This window comes from Candidatus Aminicenantes bacterium (genome assembly GCA_011049425.1).
Taxonomy (GTDB): Bacteria; Acidobacteriota; Aminicenantia; order UBA2199; family UBA2199; genus UBA876.
The window spans coordinates 1-18,167 of sequence record DSBM01000096.1 but is presented as its reverse complement, the minus strand read 5'-3'; the positions used below and the strand labels follow the sequence as shown (position 1 = coordinate 18,167).

The 18,167-nt window shown below is 54.8% G+C and carries 16 protein-coding genes; 12 read left to right on the top strand and 4 right to left on the bottom strand.

Annotated features, from left to right (window positions below; translation table 11 throughout):
- The coding region (locus ENN40_06255; protein HDP94946.1) for a hypothetical protein at nt 1–228 on the top strand (228 nt) is incomplete at its 5' end.
- Between the two features lie 256 nt (nt 229–484).
- Here ENN40_06255 and ENN40_06250 read toward each other — a convergent pair.
- Nucleotides 485–1,807 (bottom strand): fibronectin type III domain-containing protein, encoded by a 1,323-nt coding sequence (locus ENN40_06250; protein ID HDP94945.1) that lies wholly within the window; start codon nt 1,805–1,807, stop codon nt 485–487.
- 34 nt (nt 1,808–1,841) lie between these two features.
- Nucleotides 1,842–2,321: a hypothetical protein gene (locus ENN40_06245; protein HDP94944.1), complete on the bottom strand. Its 480-nt coding sequence runs from the start codon at nt 2,319–2,321 to the stop codon at nt 1,842–1,844.
- A 305-nt stretch (nt 2,322–2,626) separates the two neighbouring features.
- Between ENN40_06245 and corA the strand changes: the two genes are divergently transcribed.
- The 8 genes from corA (at nt 2,627) to ENN40_06205 (ending at nt 11,928) form a co-directional block, all read left to right on the top strand.
- Nucleotides 2,627–3,721: a magnesium/cobalt transporter CorA gene (gene corA, locus ENN40_06240; protein HDP94943.1), complete on the top strand. Its 1,095-nt coding sequence runs from the start codon at nt 2,627–2,629 to the stop codon at nt 3,719–3,721.
- 134 nt (nt 3,722–3,855) lie between these two features.
- Nucleotides 3,856–4,515: a SagB/ThcOx family dehydrogenase gene (locus ENN40_06235; protein HDP94942.1), complete on the top strand. Its 660-nt coding sequence runs from the start codon at nt 3,856–3,858 to the stop codon at nt 4,513–4,515.
- Nucleotides 4,516–4,877: 362 nt separating this feature from the next.
- Nucleotides 4,878–5,396 carry an XRE family transcriptional regulator gene (locus tag ENN40_06230; protein HDP94941.1) on the top strand — a complete coding sequence of 173 codons (519 nt, stop codon included), beginning with the start codon at nt 4,878–4,880 and terminating at the stop codon, nt 5,394–5,396.
- A gap of 264 nt (nt 5,397–5,660) precedes the next feature.
- A complete protein-coding gene (locus tag ENN40_06225; GenBank protein HDP94940.1) occupies nt 5,661–6,017 on the top strand; it encodes an ArsR family transcriptional regulator in 357 nt (118 codons plus the stop codon).
- A gap of 2 nt (nt 6,018–6,019) precedes the next feature.
- A complete protein-coding gene (locus ENN40_06220) occupies nt 6,020–6,388 on the top strand; it encodes a hypothetical protein (protein HDP94939.1) in 369 nt (122 codons plus the stop codon).
- A 90-nt stretch (nt 6,389–6,478) separates the two neighbouring features.
- Nucleotides 6,479–7,816, top strand: a complete 1,338-nt coding sequence (locus ENN40_06215) for a TolC family protein (GenBank protein ID HDP94938.1) — start codon at nt 6,479–6,481, stop codon at nt 7,814–7,816.
- 21 nt (nt 7,817–7,837) lie between these two features.
- Nucleotides 7,838–8,821 carry an HlyD family efflux transporter periplasmic adaptor subunit gene (locus ENN40_06210; protein ID HDP94937.1) on the top strand — a complete coding sequence of 328 codons (984 nt, stop codon included), beginning with the start codon at nt 7,838–7,840 and terminating at the stop codon, nt 8,819–8,821.
- Between the two features lie 17 nt (nt 8,822–8,838).
- Complete coding sequence (locus tag ENN40_06205; protein HDP94936.1) at nt 8,839–11,928, top strand: efflux RND transporter permease subunit; 3,090 nt, start codon at nt 8,839–8,841, stop codon at nt 11,926–11,928.
- A gap of 92 nt (nt 11,929–12,020) precedes the next feature.
- Here the strand turns inward: ENN40_06205 and ENN40_06200 are convergent, their stop codons facing one another.
- The gene (locus tag ENN40_06200) at nt 12,021–14,294 is read right to left on the bottom strand and encodes a S9 family peptidase (protein ID HDP94935.1); all 2,274 of its coding nucleotides are present in this window, start codon (nt 14,292–14,294) and stop codon (nt 12,021–12,023) included.
- A gap of 402 nt (nt 14,295–14,696) precedes the next feature.
- Here ENN40_06200 and ENN40_06195 point away from each other — a divergent pair, with 402 nt between their 5' ends.
- Genes ENN40_06195 through ENN40_06185 form a run of 3 tightly spaced genes read left to right on the top strand, consistent with a single transcriptional unit; the run spans nt 14,697 to nt 17,341 of the window.
- Nucleotides 14,697–15,254: a hypothetical protein gene (locus ENN40_06195; protein ID HDP94934.1), complete on the top strand. Its 558-nt coding sequence runs from the start codon at nt 14,697–14,699 to the stop codon at nt 15,252–15,254.
- A complete protein-coding gene (locus tag ENN40_06190; protein ID HDP94933.1) occupies nt 15,223–15,774 on the top strand; it encodes a class I SAM-dependent methyltransferase in 552 nt (183 codons plus the stop codon). Before ENN40_06195 ends, ENN40_06190 begins: the two co-directional genes overlap by 32 nt.
- On the top strand, nt 15,731–17,341 hold the full coding sequence (locus tag ENN40_06185) for a DUF748 domain-containing protein (protein ID HDP94932.1): 1,611 nt from the start codon (nt 15,731–15,733) through the stop codon (nt 17,339–17,341). The genes ENN40_06190 and ENN40_06185 overlap by 44 nt, the downstream gene beginning before the upstream one ends.
- Before the next feature lie 15 nt (nt 17,342–17,356).
- On the opposite strand, the gene ENN40_06180 is transcribed toward ENN40_06185, so the two are convergent.
- On the bottom strand, nt 17,357–17,998 hold the full coding sequence (locus ENN40_06180) for a hypothetical protein (GenBank protein HDP94931.1): 642 nt from the start codon (nt 17,996–17,998) through the stop codon (nt 17,357–17,359).
- Nucleotides 17,999–18,167 lie beyond the last annotated feature (169 nt).

Genomic DNA, 18,167 nt, shown 5'->3' with positions numbered 1-18,167 from the left:
GACCTGGACCTGGGCAATCAACTGGTCATGGATTTCGCCCGGGGGGAAATGCCCGAGCACTTTGAGGAGATAAGGGATATCTTTTCGCGCCGGGGGGCTTACCGGCGCTTCAAGAATTTTCTGCTCGATCATGAACGCCTGGATGACTGGTACGCTTATGAAGCGCGCCGCACCCGCGAGGCCCTGCTGGAATGGTGCGCGGAAAACGATATCGAAGTTGAGGAGTAAGCGAGCGGGTGGTTAACGGTGAACCTGTTTGCAAACACAGGCGTCAGGCCTTGCAATAACATGATTTGAGATTGAAAGGTGACTGGAAGGAGAGACCGGCGAACGGCGCAAGAAGCTGGCGGCACTGGGCCGGGGTTTCTTCCGAAATCACATGAGAAGAGCGTCAATATGCGGTTTTTTTCTCAAAGCGAATATGCGTCGGAAGAAAAGCCGTGCCCCTTTCTCCAGACTCCGGAACGGGAGCGGGGCGCCGCCGTCAGTTTGTATTGAACATCCGCGTTTCCGACCAGTTCCCCCATATCCCGGCGGCACTGCAGGCCCGGACGCGCCAGTAGTACCGAACTGTTTGATCCGGGAAGTTCGGCACCGTGAAGGACGTCCCGGAGATATTGACATTATTGAAGAAGACGGCGCTAAAACTATTAGTCGTTCCGATCTGGAGCTGGTATTTGGCGGCGCCTCCGGCCGCTTTCCAGTTAAAAGTGATCGAGTTTTCGGATATGTCGGCGCCGTGGTTAGGGGCCACCAACAGCGGCCCCTGCGGCGGCGTCTGACTCTGACCGCTGAAGAAATGGCGCGTTTTGAAGACAACATTGTTCCATGCACTCCAGCCCCCCTCTTCCTTAAAGGCCCGAACACGCCAGTAAAACTTGGTTCCATCATTCGGCATGCCCGGAACGGCGAATTGAGTTGCGGCGATGTTGTCGTTAGAGTAATGAAGATTCACCTTTGGAAACACAGGCAGTTTGGCAACCTGGAGATGGTAGCGTGTCGCGCCGGCCGAAGCATTCCATATCAAGGCAACAGCGCTTCCGGACACCGTCGCCCCGTTGGCCGGTTCGGCATAAGAGGCAGGAGGCGGCGGTTGCGGCGGCGGCGCGCTGACGAAACTGCGCACTTGCGACCAATCGCCCTGACCCAAAGCGTCTATGGCCTTGACACGCCAGTAATACGTGGATCCGTTTTGAGGAAAAGGCGTCACGGAAACGATGGTGTTGTTGATATCTTCCATGTTGTAAAAGGTGCTGACGAAGTTGTCCTGGGTACTGATCTGAAAATGGTATTTGACGGCGCCGCTCGAAGGACTCCAATTGAAGGCGATCGGTATTGTTGTCACCTGAGCTCCTTGAGCCGGGGATATGAGAGAAGCCGGAGGAGGAGGGGGAGCCAATTTGGCCAGGAACATGCGGGGAGCAGACCAGTCGCTCTGTTTAGTAGAAGGAGAGCCTCCAATTGTCATGATCATGGAAACTCTAACGCGCCAGTAATATAGAGAACCGTCTTGAGGAATGTTGTTGACGGTTTTTGATGTGGCTTTGATGCCTGAATATGTGTTGACAATTGTGCTGAAATCGCTTTGCGAACTAATTTGGAGTGTATACCAGCGGTTTGTGATCGTATCTGCCCAAGTCGATGGGTTCCAACTGAAGGTGACCGAGTTTCCGGAAACTTCGGCCCCATCGGCAGGCATAACCAAAACGATCGGAGGTGGTTGGATCGCCATCAGGGGCAACGTGATCCCAAGTGCCAACACAGCCGCCAAACAGACCACAATGACTCTGAATTTCAAACATGTCATGATTTCCTCCTTCATCGATAACGGCACTTCGGCCTTACGTCGCCGACTTCATTTCGACGGGGTGGCTGAAGATTATCCGTTCCCTGGTATCAGAAAAAATCAGTTGAAATCCCGTGGCGTTTTTCAACATGGCCGGAAAATCCTCGACCACCAATGTCTTCAACGAAGTCCAATTTCCCGAGGGCCGGGCCGAATTGTTGTCAAGGCTCCACCACGTCTTTCCGCTCGGATCGACGAGTTTCACGATGACCTCCCTGGCGGTCAGAGGATCTTCAAACAGCGTCCGGATCTTGAAGAGGTTCCAGTCGATCCGTTGGGTGGCATCACGAAGCTCGGGCAGCTTCCACTCCAGGACGATGGGCCTTTCGGCACTCGAACTGTCAAAAAGCCTGCTCTTGATCTTTGCACAAAGATCATCATCCGGCTTCTCCAGTCCCTCTCCGTTGATAACACCGGCCGCGATCGCAAACGCCGCCAGGCACGCCAAAACCGGAACATTAAATCTTTTTCTCATTTCTCACAACATCCTTACGCCGAAACTGCCCGCATTGGAAGCGAAACTACCAGAATGAGTCTAAGATTGGGAGCTCTGATTCAATATTTGCGCAGAAAAGAATTATTGTCAATAAAAAAGTTAAAGAAGGGGGGAACTGGGAGTGAACAGAAAGGGGGATGGTCCTTGACTATTCATGCGGGAAGGATTACCCTGCCGGCGGCTGAATGGGGTTTGACGAAAGTTTTCCGGAAACAACCGGCACGGGAACAGCCAATCCGGGCGACAGCGGCAAAAACCGGTGGGAACAAATCGGGAGGTGAACCATGTGGGGAAAACAACTGAGATGGTCCAGAAAACGCGGGCAAAAACCGGGAACGGTGACGCATGTGGGCGCGCCGCGCAGCCACGAGGTGCGTATCCGTGCCATTACTTATGGTCCGGAAAGCATTGAAGATCGTTTTCTGGAATCCGCGGGGCCGTTTCACGGTCCGGCGGACGGCACAGATGTTACATGGTTGCAGATAAACGGCGTACATGATGTCGACCTGATCAAGCGCCTGGGCGAGGAGCTGAAGATCCATCCACTCATCCTGGAGGATCTGGCCAACACCACGCAACGGCCCAAGCTGGAAGAGTATGCGGACACCATGTTCATGGTGGTTCGCCTGCCCTCGCCTCCCGGCCGGGAAGAGGAAACACTTCCGCAAACGGAGCAGATTTCTTTTATCCTGCGCCGGGGACTGCTGGTTTCCTTCAGCGAAACCTCGGCGCCCTTATTCGATCCGGTGCTCCGGCGTTTGCAGCAGGACGGATCACGCCTGCGACTTGGCGGGGTGGATTACCTGCTGTACGCGCTTCTGGATGTGCTGGTGGATGAGGCCTTCCCCTTTCTTGAAGAGCTGGAAGACGACCTGAACGAACTGGAAGTGGACATTATTGAAAAACCCGATGGGGAAGTGCAGAACCGCCTGCACCGCATCAGGGGGCGCATGCAGTTATGGCACAAGTGCCTGTCCCCCCTGCGCTACCTGCTTCCCCGATTGCATCAGCAGACCCTGGATATCGACATTCCGGGCGAAACAACCCGGCCCTTTTTCCGGGACGTCCATGACCATGTCATCAACCTGCAAGAAACCCTGGAGGGTTTTCGCGAGGCAGTGATGGGCCTGCAGGAGCTTTACCTCAGCAGCCTTAGTCAGTCAACCAACCGCGTCACGAAGATTTTGACCCTGACTGCGACCATTTTCATCCCCCTGACTTTTATCGCCGGGATTTACGGCATGAATTTCAACCCCGCCGCATCCCCCTGGAACATGCCGGAGTTGAATTGGGCCTATGGATACATCACCGTTCTGGGAGTAATGGCCCTGGTGGCTTTGGTCATGGTGCTGGTGTTCCGCCGCCGCCGCTGGTTGTGAGCCTGAAAAAGCAGCCGGGTTCACCATGAGAAAATAGAAGGGGGCCGGCCTTCACCTTAAGGGCAAGAGCCCTTAACGATCCAAATACAATTTACAGAAAGAATGGTACACTAACAATAAAAAGGAGGAAACAGATGCGCCCAAACCTCATTCAACCCGTTTCATTACTGGTAACCGTTCTGTTGGTTTTTACTTCTACCTTGGCTGCCCAGGAAAAGAAAACCATTCAACTGCCCGAACCACAAATTGATGGCGGCCGGCCGTTGATGGAGGTTCTCAAGGATCGGAGCTCTTCGCGCCAGTTCAGCTCAAAGGAATTGTCCCCGCAGACCATGTCCAACCTGCTCTGGGCCGCCTGGGGGGTGAACCGTGCGCAATCGGGCAAACGCACGGCGCCATCGGCCCGGAACAAGCAGGAAATCGAGGTATACGTCTCCAGGGCGGACGGCCTTTTTCTGTACAATGCCCAGGCACACACCCTGGAACTGGTTTCAAGTCAGGACCTGCGGGCCTTTACCGGAGGCCAGGACTTCGTCAAGGACGCGCCGGTCAACCTGGTCTTTGTTGCGGACTATTCAAGGTTGAAAGACACTTCACCCGAACGGAAGATATTTTATTCGGCAATCGATACCGGGTATATCAGCCAGAATGTCTACCTGTTCTGCGCTTCCGAAGGCCTGGTCACCGTGGCGCGCGCGTGGATGGACAAACCGCTTCTGGAACAGAAAATGGGCTTGCCCGAACACAAGAAAGTCGTCCTGGCCCAGACGGTCGGATACCCGGCGGACAAATAGGCCGACGGCAGGGGATGAAGACCGGGGTTAAGTCTTGTGCTTCATTTTACTTTCTGCCTTCAATGCTCTACGGGGCGGTTCACGAACCACGCCTAAGTTTCTCGTCGACTTTGTACTCGGATTCCTTCCCAACTGTTTTTTCCGGGCGGGTGTAACCCCGCTACACCTGCCACCTGTCTCCAAATATCTGTCACCTTTTTTGACAATTGATTCCCCGGGAGCCATGGGGTATACTATAAATGACGCCGATTTGATGCTACAGCTTGCGGGCGTCTGAAAAATTCAGCTAAAGCGTGGGGAAGGTCACCTGGTGCCGCGGGTTCCCGCGGCGGTTCTTCTTCTCTCCGCGTTGGAGGATTGTCATGTCAAAAACTTTGGAAAAGGAATTCGCGCGCCGGCGCCGGGAAAAAGGCTGGACTCTGCCGGAAACGGCACGCCGCCTGGGGTGTGAAAACCGAAACAAGGGCTGCCGCCGCATCATCGAGTTCGAGCGCGGCGAGAGCGAACTGGATGAGGCCACCCGGGAGCGCCTGGCCGCGCTCCTGGGGATCGACGCGGAGGTAATGGAACGGATCCGCCTTCGGGAGGAAGACGCCCTCAAGCGGGCGTTCGAAGCCTGGCGGGCACGGCCGGCGAAGAATCAATTCTACTACCGCGCCATTCCCTGCTTGTATCTGCGTCAGGACATCCCCGATCATCTGCAAACAGACGAAGATGTGATCACTTTCGCCCGTTGCTTCAGTCGCGAGCGGGGTGTAATCGCCTGGTTGTATTTGGGCCGCCGGGAACGCCTGGCCATGCGCAACGGTGAAGTCACGTGGCGCCGGCCCTTTACGTGGCGGAATTTCAGGGAGCCGGATTTCGGCGTACAAATCAGGTAAACTTCTCCGAATTTGGTAAGTTGGAAATGCAAGGGGACGCTGTACGGTAAGACAGTGGGCGGACGATTATCCCGGTGAGCCATTACCGCAATTGCCGATTGCATGTCTTTGCGTGTTGTGGCCGTCATGTGGGCGGTCAAGTTGATGGAGAACCGGAAAAAGCAACCATGCATCACTTGATCCCCAGTCTATGGAACTCTTGAAAATGAAAGCAAACTGATGTATATTACGCTTGAGCAAATGATCAAGTGTTACGATTTTTGAATGAACAATAAAATAGAGATCTGCGAGGCAAGTGTTGTTGATCCTGAAAAAGTGAATCGGGTCAAGGGAAAACTGCCCGATCTAAAGGATGTTCATGATTTATCGGAAACATTTAAAGCGCTCGGCGATGCGACGCGTTTAAAAATAGTGCTGGCGTTGGCGCAGGAAGAATTGTGCGTGTGTGATCTGGCGACCGTTGCCAACATATCGGTTTCCGCCATTTCACATCAATTGAGAATCTTAAAAGGGTTGAAAATTGTGGCGTTTCGAAAATCCGGGAAAAAGGTCTATTATTCTCTGGAGGACAACCACATCGAGAATCTCGTGAATGAAGCCATGAACCATATTCTGGAATGATCATGAATGTCCTTCGCAGACAAAAACAAAAAAGGCAAATTGAAAAAGGATATGTGAACACAAAATTTATTAAATATACCGGAACCATTGTTTTAATTGCCTTTATCACAATATTTCTCTATTCCGAATTGATCGGCCATGCTTCGGCTGAACATCATCCCGAGCAGGTCGACTTCTGCAATCTGATCTCGGATACCACCAAACCGCAGCCAAATGCGTCCCGGCTATTGGGTTTTGCTTTTCAGGCGGCATTGTTTTCATTATCAGAGAATGCGAATTGCCAAAAAAAGGCACAACCCCTGAGTTATCCGTTGTTCTCCACCATACCGGAAATATCCCGCACCATTCTCTTCCAATCCTTTCTCACCTGAAAAAATTTCTTTTTCAGGTGCGATGATCCTTTTTCCGGTCTGAATAAAGGATCGATCACGAATTCAACAAAAACATCCCGGAGGCTTGGCATGCATAGATTATTCCTGATACTTTTCCTGATATGGGGGTTAAGCGGATGCGCCTCATATCGTACGACAACGGTGGTCCCGCAGGCGGCGCCGTTGGTCAGGGAAATTTCGCAACCGCGGCCCGATTCAATACAGACGGAACAACTCCTGAGCCAGGCAAGCCTGTCACTTGCCGATGCGCTGACGCTGGCCCTGGCGCACAATCCTGAATTGGCGGCGTTTTCTTATGAGACGCGCATTCAGGAAGCCCACGCCCTGCAGGCCGGCTTGCCGCCAAATCCGGAGCTGGGGGCCGAAATAGAAAGTTTTCCGGGCAGTGGCTCGCTCAATGGATCTTTGGGAGCGGAATGGACCCTTTCCATTGGTCAACTGGTCGAGTTGGGGGGTAAAAGAGCCAAACGCGTGCAGGCAGCCACTTTGAGGGCCGATTTGGCCGCTTGGGATTATGAAGCGGCGAAATTGAATGTGTTTGTGAAAGTGGTGACTGAGTTTACTGAAACCCTGGCCCTGCAGCGCCGCATCGAGTTGCAAAATGAACTTGTCCGCATTGCCGAAGAATTTCTGGAAAGCATAAACCGGCGGGTTAAGGCAGGGCGGGCTTCTCCGGCGGAAGCGGCGCGCGCCCGGGTGGAATTGTCAATCACACGGATCGAGTCGGAACGCCTGCGGAAAGAGTTGCTGTCGGCCCGCAAACGCCTGGCCGCAACCTGGGGCGCCAAACAGCCGCGGTTTGATTGCGTCGCGGGGAATCTGGAAAATCTGGTGGAATTGCCCGCGATGGAACAATTGTCTTTGTTGATTTCACAAAATCCCGACATTGCCCGTTGGGCGGTGGAGATGCAACGGCGGGATGCCGAGGTCGAGCTGGAAAAAGCACAACGTGTTCCGGATCCCGTGATCAGCGGCGGCTACCGACGCCTGAACGAAAGCGGCGGCAATGCCGTGGTTGTGGGCTTGTCTTTGCCGCTGGCGCTTTTTAATCGCAACAAGGGAAACATTCAGGCCGCGCAGTACCGGAAGCGTCAGGCGCAACAGCAAAAACGCGCCGTGGAAATTGCCCTGAACACACGGCTGGCGGAAATTTACAACCGGCTTTCCGCTTCATACCAGGAAATAAACACGTTAACAACAACCGTCATCCCCGAAGCGCGGAATGCTTTTGAAATGATCAATCAGGGCAATCGGATGGGCAAATTTGGTTTCCTGGAAGTGCTGGACGCCCGGCGCACGTTGTTCCAGGTCCGTGCACAACGTTTGAACGCCGCAAAAGACTATCACCGGAATGTGGCCCGGATGGAACGTCTGATCGGTCAACGCCTGGATCAAGTACGAAAATAATTAAAGGGAAAGGACAATAAAATGAAAGTGAAAATGAAATCGCAAAACACCGTTCGCATGCTGTTGATATTGTTTCTGGTTGTCACTTCGGCCGCTGTTTTCATGCAGTGTTCCAATGAACCGCCTCGAGCACACACTGAAACGGATGAGAATGAACATGAGGAAACAGAACACGCAGAAGAAGTGGTCCGGCTTTCCGATGAGGAAATCAACGAATTCGGGATTGAACTGGCCGTGGCCGGTCCGGGGCAACTTGAACAGTATGTGGATTTGACGGGAGAGATTGTCATCGATCCTGATCGATTGGCGCACATTTTTCCCAGATTTCCCGGCATTGTCAAAGAAGTGCGCAAGAAAATCGGCGATCCCGTGAAAAGAGGCGAGGTGCTGGCGATTATTGAAAGCAATGAGAGCCTTTCGCCTTATGCAATGAAATCCTTGATCAACGGCGAAGTCATCGACATGCATCTGACCCCGGGCGAGGTGGTTTCCGGCGGCGGTCATGCATTTACCATCGCCGATTTAAGCAAAGTCTGGGTAAACCTGAACATTTATCAGAAAGACCTGCCCGACATCGAGGTGGGACAAAAAGTCATCATTAACGCGCCGCCCGACGCCCGTACCGCAACCGGTCTGATTTCCTACATCTCACCCGTGGTGAGTAAAGAAACCAGGACCGCGACGGCACGCGTCGTTCTGGAAAACGAAAAGCATGCTCATATCTGGCGCCCGGGATTATTCGTCAACGGCAGGGTTATCGCGGGTGAAAATATGGTGCCTCTGCTCGTTCCCCAAAGCGCCGTGACAACGTTTGAGGATCAGGATGTGGTTTTTGTGAAGCATGAAGACGGCTTTAAACCCCTGCCGGTAAAAATCGGTCGCGTCAACGCAGAGAAAGCAGCGATCACCGCCGGCTTGAAAGCCGGGCAGGTTTATGTCGCCGAAGGCGCCTTTACATTGAAATCTGAGCTCCGGAAAAAATCTTTTGGCGGACATCATCACTGAAACATGGTGAGGAACAGATGATAAAGCACATAATGAAGAATCGATTGATTACGGTTCTGGTGATGGTATTTGTGTTTGCCGCGGGAATCTATAATTATTTCAAGCTCCCTGTTGATGCCTTTCCGGATGTTTCGCCCGCGCTGGTCCAGGTGTTTACCGTAACGGAAGGCCTGGCGCCGGAAGAGGTTGAAAAATATGTCACCTACCCGGTGGAAGTGGCGGTGAACGGTTTACCGAATCTGAAAAAAATCCGCTCGGTATCCAATTTCGGCCTTTCGGTTGTCAACATATATTTCCGGGACGATACGGATATCTATTTCAACAGGCAATTGGTCAACGAGCGGCTGCAGGAGGCGCGGGAGCGGATTCCCGAAGGATTCGGAGATCCGCGATTGGGGCCCATTGCAACCGGCCAGGGACAGATTTTCTATTACTATCTCAAAGACAATACCGGCCGGTATTCACTCACAGATCTGCGGACCATGCAGGATTGGATCGTTAAATACAACCTGCAGACCGTTCCGGGCGTTACGGAGGTGTTGGGGATCGGCGGCTGGGAGAAACAGTTCCAGGTCAATATAGATCCAAACGCGTTGCTCACCTATCATGTCACGCTTGATCACGTCTTTGAACGCGTCCGCGCGAATAATGTAAACGTCGGCGCCCAATACCTGGAAAAAAACGGCGAGCAGTTTATCGTTCGCTCCGAGGGCCTGGCGGCCGGTATCGAGGATTTGAAAGCCATCGTGATCAAAACAGTCAACGGCAATCCGGTTTACCTGTACCAACTCGCGGATGTGAAAATCGGCGGCGCCATCAGGCGTGGATTGCAGACCCGGAACGGTGAAGAGGAAGTTGTCGCGGGAATGGTGATAAAACTCGTCGGCACCAATTCGTCAACTGTCATAAGCCGGGTGGAAAAACGTTTAGAGGAAATTCAGGGCATGCTTCCCGATGGCGTGGAAATTGTGCCGTTCTATGAGCAGAAGTCTCTTGTGGAGTCCGCGGTGAATACCGTGAGTTCCGCCCTTTTGCAGGGGATCTGTTTGGTGATTCTGGTTCTGCTTTTATTCATGGGGAGTATCCGCCCGAGTATCGTGGTGTCCGGCTCCATTCTGTTTTCCGTTCTGTTTTCGTTTGTTGTGATGAAATATCTTGGCATATCAGCCAATTTAATGACTTTTGGCGGTCTGGCTATCGCTATCGGCATGATGGTGGACGGTACGATTGTGCTGGTGGAAAACATCGATCGCAAGCTGCATGAGGCGGATAAAGATGAATCACGAATTCATATTGTTCTGCGGGCGTTTTTTGAAGTGAGCCGTCCGATCTTGTTCGCTGTTTCGATAATTGTTGTCGTTTTTTTGCCGTTGTTTACCCTTCAGGGCGTGGAGGGCAAAACATTCCGGCCCCTGGCTTACACGATCGCCATCGCCATGTCTGGTTCGTTGATCTATGCCCTGGTAGTGGCGCCGGTGTTGGCGTCACTCCTGATGAAGCGATCAAAAAAAAGCCCGGATAACAACGGCCAAAACGAAAACTTTTTACTTCGCGTCATTACCCGCGGATACAGCCCCTTACTGCGCTTTTTTATCAAGAAACGCTATCGGGCGGTATTCCTGGCGGCTTTGCTGGTTATTACCGGTTCAATCCTGTTTCCCCGTTTGGGATCGGAATTTACACCGCGCTTGAACGAAGGCGAATTGATGGTGAATCTGACCTTCTCGCCGTCTATTTCAATCAATGAAACCAAGCGCAACATCATGCTGATCGAAAAACGGTTTTTACAAATCCCCGAGGTCAGCGAGGTGGTCAGTCGCATCGGCCGTGGGGAAGTGGGCGCGCATTCCGCGCCTGTCAACGTCAGCCATATAAACGTGATTTTGAAACCAAAATCCGCATGGGAAGTTCATCCGACCCAGGCGCATATCGAAGCGGCCGTGCGTGAGAAACTGGCCGATTTCCCCGGAGTCCTGACCAATATTACACAGCCCATCCAGTTGTCGGTGGATGAACTGATCAGCGGTGTTCAGGCGGATTTGGCGATTAAACTGTACGGTTCCGATATTCCCGTCCTGAAAGACAAAGCCGAAGAAATTGCCGCGCAGATCCGTACGGTTCCAGGCGCCGCCGATGTACAGGTTCAGCAGATGACCGGCACACCGCAGTTGCTGATCCGTCCCAACCGGCAAGAGATTGCCCGTTACGGCATAAACATCGAAACGGTGCAATCGGTGATTCGAACGGCCGTGGGCGGTGCCGGCGCCGGACAGGTTTTTGAAGGCATACGGCGATTTGATATTTATGTGCGTTATCAACCGCAATTCCGCCGGACCCGGGAAGCAATCGGGAACATTTTGATTCCCGCTCCCGGCGGTGAACGAATTCCGCTTTCCCAGTTGGCCGTCATCCGAGAAATTGTCGGGCCGAGACAGATTATGCGGGAAAACAACCAGCGCTACGCGGTTGTTCAATGCAATGTCGTCGGCAGGGATATCGGATCGTTCGTGCGAGCATCCCGGGAGTTGATTCATGCCAATGTTGATTTACCCGTCGGTTACTTTATCCAATGGGGCGGGCAGTTCGAACTGCAGCAACAGGCCGGTCGGCGCCTGGCGGTAGTCGTTCCGGTGACGCTGTTGTTGATCAGCCTGATGCTTTATATCAGTTTTGGTTCAGTGAAAAACACCTTGCTTATTTTGTTCAATATACCGTTGGCCCTGGTCGGCGGTGTGGCGGCGCTTTGGCTGTCCGGTCAGAATTTATCCGTGCCCGCTTCCGTGGGCTTTATCGCGCTGTTTGGTATCGCGCTCGAAAACGGCATGGTACTGGTGACGTACCTGAACCAGTTGCTGCGAGAAGGTATTGATGTGGACGAGGCGTCCCTGGAGGGTACAAAGAGGCGACTTCGTCCTGTTTTAATGACCGCGTTGACCACGGCGTTCGGTCTGCTTCCTCTCTTATTATCGAACGGCACCGGGAGTGAAGTGCAGCGACCCCTGGCCACCGTGGTGATCGGCGGTCTGGTGACATCGACCATGTTAACGCTGCTGGTGATTCCGGCCATCTACAAATGGTTCAACGTTAAAATGGAATCCTCCGGGTAAGGGGAACGGCAGGCGGCTTGAGGCCGGTGCGTCAGGGCCCGGTACGCCGGCCGGGAGGGGCCGGGACATCCTCTGAAACTCTCCAACTTTCCTTATTGTGCTCCAGGGGGGAGGTTTTCGTTCAGGAAGCGGGTCAGCAGGCGGTAGAGGTGCAGGGTGGTGTTCTTGCCTTCGCGGATGCCGTGGGAGCGGTTGGGGTAAGCCATCATGGTGAATGCCTTGTCGTGTTCGACCAGCTTGTTGATCAGCCTTTCGGTGCCCTGGTAGTGGACATTGTCGTCTCCGGTGCCGTGAACGATGAGCAGGTTTCCTTTTAAATGATGGGCGAAGGTGATGGGGGATCCGTTGGTGTAGCCTTCCTGGTTGTCCGCGGGCAATCCCATGTAGCGTTCCTGGTAGATGGTGTCGTACAGGCGCATGTCGGGGACCGGGGCCACGGCCATGCCGGTCCTGTAGAGTTCGGGGTGGCGGAACAAGAGGTTGAGGGTCATGGTGCCGCCGCCGCTCCAGCCCCATACGCCGACGCGTTCGGGATCGATGTAGGGCCGTTGGGCGATCAGGGCGCGAACGGCGGCGCCCTGGTCGGCCGAGGCCAGGATGCCGATTCGGCGGTAAACGCATTTGCGCCAATCCCGGCCCCGGGGCTGGGGGGTGCCGCGGTTGTCGACGCTCATGATGATATAGCCCTGTTGGGCCAGCAACAGGTACCAGGGGTAGTTGCGGCCGTAGCGGTCGATGACCGTCTGGTTCCAGGGTTCGCCGTACACGTAGAACAGGACTGGATAGCGTTTGTCCGGGTCGAAATCGGGGGGCTTGATGCACCAGGCGCTCAGTTTGACGCCGTTGCCGATGTCGATGGAAAAGAATTCCTGGGGGGAGCGTTTGATCCCGGACAGGATTTGTTGCAGGTTTTTGTTGTCTTCGAAAACCGTGACCTCGCGGTGATCGGGGAGAGAGATCATGGCGGTGATGGGCGGGGTTGAAAAGGTGGAATGGGTGTGGAATGCCCACTTGGCGTTGGGTGAAATGCGGTAGCCGTGGGTTCCGGGTTGGTTTGCGGGGGTCAGGCGCTGCGGTTTTCCCGGTTTCTCCAGGGAGGCCCGGTACAGGTACTGCCGGGCGGGGTTTTCCGGAGAAGCGGAAAAGTAGATCCAGCCGTATTTATCGTCGATGTGCAGCACCCGCATGACGTCGTAGCTGCCGGGGGTGACGCATTGCTGGTCCGATCCGTTACGGGAGACGACGTAAACATGCCGCCAGCCGTCGCGTTCGCTGACCCAGGTGAAGTGTGTGCCGTTGTTCAGCCACTTGAGGTCGTCTACGGCATCGAGCCAGGCGTCGTCTCTTTCGGTCAGAACCGTGGTGCATTGTTTGTTGTTGACATTGAAAAGCATGAGGTGGTTTTCGTTCTGCAGGCGGTTCATGCGCTGGAAGATGATCTCATTGGAAGATGCGGCCCAGTCCATGCGCGGGATGTAGTGGTTGCGCGGGTCTCCTGCAAGCTCTACCCAGGAAGTCTCTCCACCGCCGGCGGGTACGACGCCGATGCGGCAGGCGGAGTTGGTGGTGCCGGCTTTGGGGTAGGGGATGGTTTTCAACACCGGGTAGAGGCTGTCGGTGGTGTTGACCAGGGTGTAGATGCCGACGCCGCTGCTGTCCAGTTGCCAGTAGGCGATGTGGCGGCTGTCCGGGGACCAGCGGAAGCCGTCACGCAGGTGGAACTCCTCTTCGTATACCCAGTCAAAGGTGCCGTTGATCAGGGTTTTACTGCCGTTCATGGTCAGGCGGATGATGCAGCGCTTTTGCGGATCGTCTGAAAGGGTTTGTACGTAAATGTCATTGTGGAGCACGTAAGCAACCCGGCTTCCGTTCGGCGAGATCTTGGCAAACATCAGCGATGAGTCTTCAGCCTTGCCGCCGACTTGCCACAAGCAATTGCTTTCCAGGTTGAGGATCCAGTAATCACCGCGGGTGTTCTGGCGCCAGACCGGTTTGCTGTTGGTAAAGATTATGAGCTTGCGGCCGTCATTGGACCAGCTGTATTCCTCGATTTCAAGCGGTTTTGCGGTCTCGGGATTGATCAGTTGCCGGGCAGACACCAGGATTTTGCCCTTTTTTTGACCAGGTACGTATTGCACTATATCCATACCCTCGAGGCCTTTTGCTTTTGTCTTTTCCAGCCGGGTATAGCTGTTGCCGTCATCCTGCCAGTGGGCCGGGCCGAATCGTTTGACGCCGAAATCGGGAGAAGCGAAGATGCGCTCCAAAGTCAGCGTTTCCTGCCGCGGGCTCTTGGTCGGGTTGTCACCGCCGGCGCAGAGGGGCGCTGGTGTGAGCAGGCAGCAGAGCAAAAACGGCAATGGCATCAGAAACCAGGTGCTTTTTTTCATGGTTTCTCTCCTCAGGGCTTCGAGATCAGTTCAAGACTTTCATTATACAAGTGAAAAGTGAAAACTGGCAAGGGGCGAGAGGCAATGGTGGAAAGTGGGATCGTCGGCGGGATTCACTGGTAATTTGTCGCGGGATGAGGCATAATCAATGGAAGTTTCCGGTAGAATCCGAGGAGGTTCTGGTCATGGAATCCGCTTCAGGAAAAAAGACGATCGCGTACTTTCATGCTTCCAAGTTCGGTAACGGCGAAAAGGTGGCCGCCTTTGTCGAAAAACTGGCCGGGTTGATGTGAAACAGCCGGAAAAGTAAGGCGACAAGCGTCATGAGGAGTTTCTTTGACTTTGAACATTAATGAATTGTGACTCGGGAGGTTTTGAATGAAAAACGCCGTTTTGCACGCAAAATCATTTTATGTTGCGGTCATGGTGCTGTGGATCATGGCACCGTTCCACCTGAACCCGGAGAATGGGGCGCTCCTTCAGCCCAGTACCTGGGAGATAGTGGAATCCACGGGGGAGATCACCATTACCGAAACCAGTCCCTACCGCGAGAGAACCTGGTCTTTCCCCGCCGAACTTGACAGCGGCGCCAACTGGATCCGTGTCAATCCTCCCGGCGAACTTGAGTACAGCCTGGCGTTTGCGGGCGTGGAAGGTTCCTCCCATCCTGACGGGCTCAACCATGGAGGTACCGGAAAGGCCTCGGGAGGCGAGGTTTTCGGTCTTACCGAGCATGAAAAGAATTTCGGCGCAGAGGGGTCTCAGAGCACCCAAAGTAAAATCAGCGGCACCTATGATAGTGTTGAAATGACTTTCTCCTGGAGTACCAGCACTGTCATTAAAGCCGGACGCCTTGTGACAAAGATCAACGGCACCGGTTTCGTCAAGGGCCGCAGGCTCATCGTTGATTCGTCTCGACCCGCAGGGTCACGGTAAGATTCGAGTCGCCAGAGAAAAGACGGGGCACAAAGGGAATCGTGTGGAATTCATGGTCATGAACGCCGAGGAGCTGGCGTTTGCGGACGACCGCTTTGATCTCGTGGTGGGCTCCGGTGTCCTCCATCACCTCAATATCGAGCGGGCCTACCCGGAATTGTCCCGGGTTTGCGCCCCCCACGGCCACCTGGTATTCTGCGAACCCCTGGGCCACAATCCTTTCATCAAGTTGTACAGAAAGCTTACTCCGAATATCCGTACCCGGGATGAGCATCCGTTGACGGTTCGCGAAATCAGGTTGTTGGATGGTTTTTTTCACGAAGTCAAAACCGAATTTTTTTCTTTGCTGACCCTGTCGGCGATTCCTTTTCGTAAGATGTTTTTCTTTGAAGGGATGTGGAGAATACTTGCCTGGGCGGACAAAGCGATATGCCGGATCCCCTTTATCAGGAGATACTCGTGGATGGTGCTTATTCATGCCCGGGATCCGCGCACGACAAAAACAGAGAAAACGGAGTGACTGTCTGAAGAGAATAATCATATTCCTGGCTGCCACGGCCGTGGGGTGCGCCGGTTTCTACATGGCGGGTAAGGGTGTCTTGAGCAATCGCATAGAGAATGCCCTGTCCGCTTCCGCCAAGGGTGTAACGGTGCGTTGGGAATCCATGGATATTCTGCCCTTGTCGCCGGGTATCCGGCTGCGCAACCTTTCTATCGAAATTCGGAGCCGGAAGGGCGGCGACGCGAATACGGTCGCCCGTGCCCACGCCGCGGAGGCCGAACTGCGGGGCCTGCATCTCGTTCACCTGTTGCGGCACGGAAAAATCCGGGCGGACCTGGTTCGGTTGCGCCGCTGGAGCGGTCGTTTGTCCGGCTCTATTTCAGCCGCATCATTTCAGCCGGACTTGAAGAAAGACGTCACCCCCCACGTCGATGAAAAGATAACTTCCGCGGTCATCCTGGGGCGCATGCTGCTGGAAGACGGGCAATTGGAATGGGCGCCCAAAGCAGCGGATCAAGAGCCCGCAGTGGCGATCCAACTGGAGAAATTGGAATGGTCACCGGCCCGCCATCGGGGTTTGGGTTTGCAGGCCATGGCGGGCCCGGTCCGTATCCATCTTCCCCGGACGCAGTCTGTTCTGTCTATGCGCACGATTCGGCTGAATCCCACGAACCGCCTTGTGGAAATCGGCGGCGTCCATCTCCAGCCCCGTTGGCCGGTATACAAATACTCCCGGAAACGGGGATTCCAGACGGATCGCATCGAACTGCGGGTCGACCAGGTGCTCCTGCAATGGCCTCACGGGGGATACCCGTCTTCCACGCCTCCGGATGGGAAGCATCCCGTTTCGGTAGTCTTGAAGTCGCCTCAGCTGGAGGTGTTCCGCGACCGCCGGGTTCTTCGCAGGAAGGGCCCCCGCAAACGCAAACCCCTGCCATACCAGGTGCTGAAGCGCATCCAGATGCCGTTCCAGATCGGGGAGATCAAGATCCAGAACGGGCGGGTCGTCTTCGGCGAACACAATCGGGGCAGCCGCGTTCCCGGCAAGTTGAGCTTCGACACTATCAATGGATGGGTGCACGATTTTCATATGGGCCCGGCGAATATTGCGAACTGTCCGGCCATCCGCATGGAAATCAACTGCCGCTTGCGGGACCGGATTCCCACCACCATCAACTTCACCATGGAACCGGGTAACCCCCGCTTCCGGCTGGAAGGTCGGATGGGGAGCGTGAACTTGCCCTCTTTGAATCCCACTATCGTGCCGTTGGCCTTCCTGCGCATCGACCGGGGCAGGATGGAGGAACTGCGTTTTCGCCTGGACGGGAACCACCTCCGCCTGACGGGCGATGTGCGCGTCCGCTACAAGGACCTCAAGATCAGCATGGTTAAGCGCAGCGATCCCGGTGAACGCAGGGGGCTGGCGTCCTTCCTGGCCAACGCTGTACTGTTCAGCAGCAATCCGAAAAAGAACAAAGCCCTGCATGCCGCCCGGGTCGATCTGCCCCGCGATCCGAGGCGATCCTTTTTCAACTGGCTCTGGCGCGGTATCCTGGCCGGCCTGAAGCGCAGCGCCGGCCTCTGACCCCTCCCGTCCGGTTCAGGGCCTGATCATGGCCGGGATCAGCGTTGCCTGCAGTGTGCGGGCCGAGGCATTGTACGTTCCACGGGCTTTTATCATGTGGTATTCACCCGCCTGAATGCCGTCGGCCAGGGCGCTGGCCGTAATCTGCTCGGTGACGTTGCGATGTTTGCTCAGGATGGTCGTCCCCGTGTCAGCAGTTACGGTCACGGTGCGGTGCCCGGTCGGGTCTTCCGCCGCGCCCCGGGTCAGGTGGAACTTCAGTGGAGAGCGGGAAATCAGGGAATAGGTCAGCCCCACCCAGGTTGGTTCTCCGTCCTCTTCCAGGTCATCCTCGTTCTCGATGAAGAAATCAGCCTTGTTGACGGCGAAAATACCGGGATTGAGGCGGTTGTAGTGGCCCTCCAATTCCGTTCCGATGTCCACCGCCGCTTCCATGGGGAGGCCGTCGGGAAATTCGGCGGTTACGGGATTGGTAAAGCCCGGAATCACGGACACGTCCAGTTTGCTTGAACGGGCCACCTGCAGGGTGAGGCGATTCATGGCCGTGTCCAGGGAGAGTACAGTGCCGCAGATTTGGGTTTCCTCCAGTTTGACTTTTTCAGCCGTGCCGGGATCGGAAGCCGTTACGTAGATCCGCACCCGCTGTCCGGGTGACATGGATTGCGCGGTGGCGGCCTGGTAGGGGTCGGTGTACATATAGTGAGGGAATGGGGACGGTTCTTGAGTGCGCCAAGCAAGCTGGCGCGATTCAGGGGGTTAAAATCCCCCACGGGCAAAGCCTAGCCAGCCGCCCGTTATCCAAGTTGCATTTAAGGAGGCGACGAAT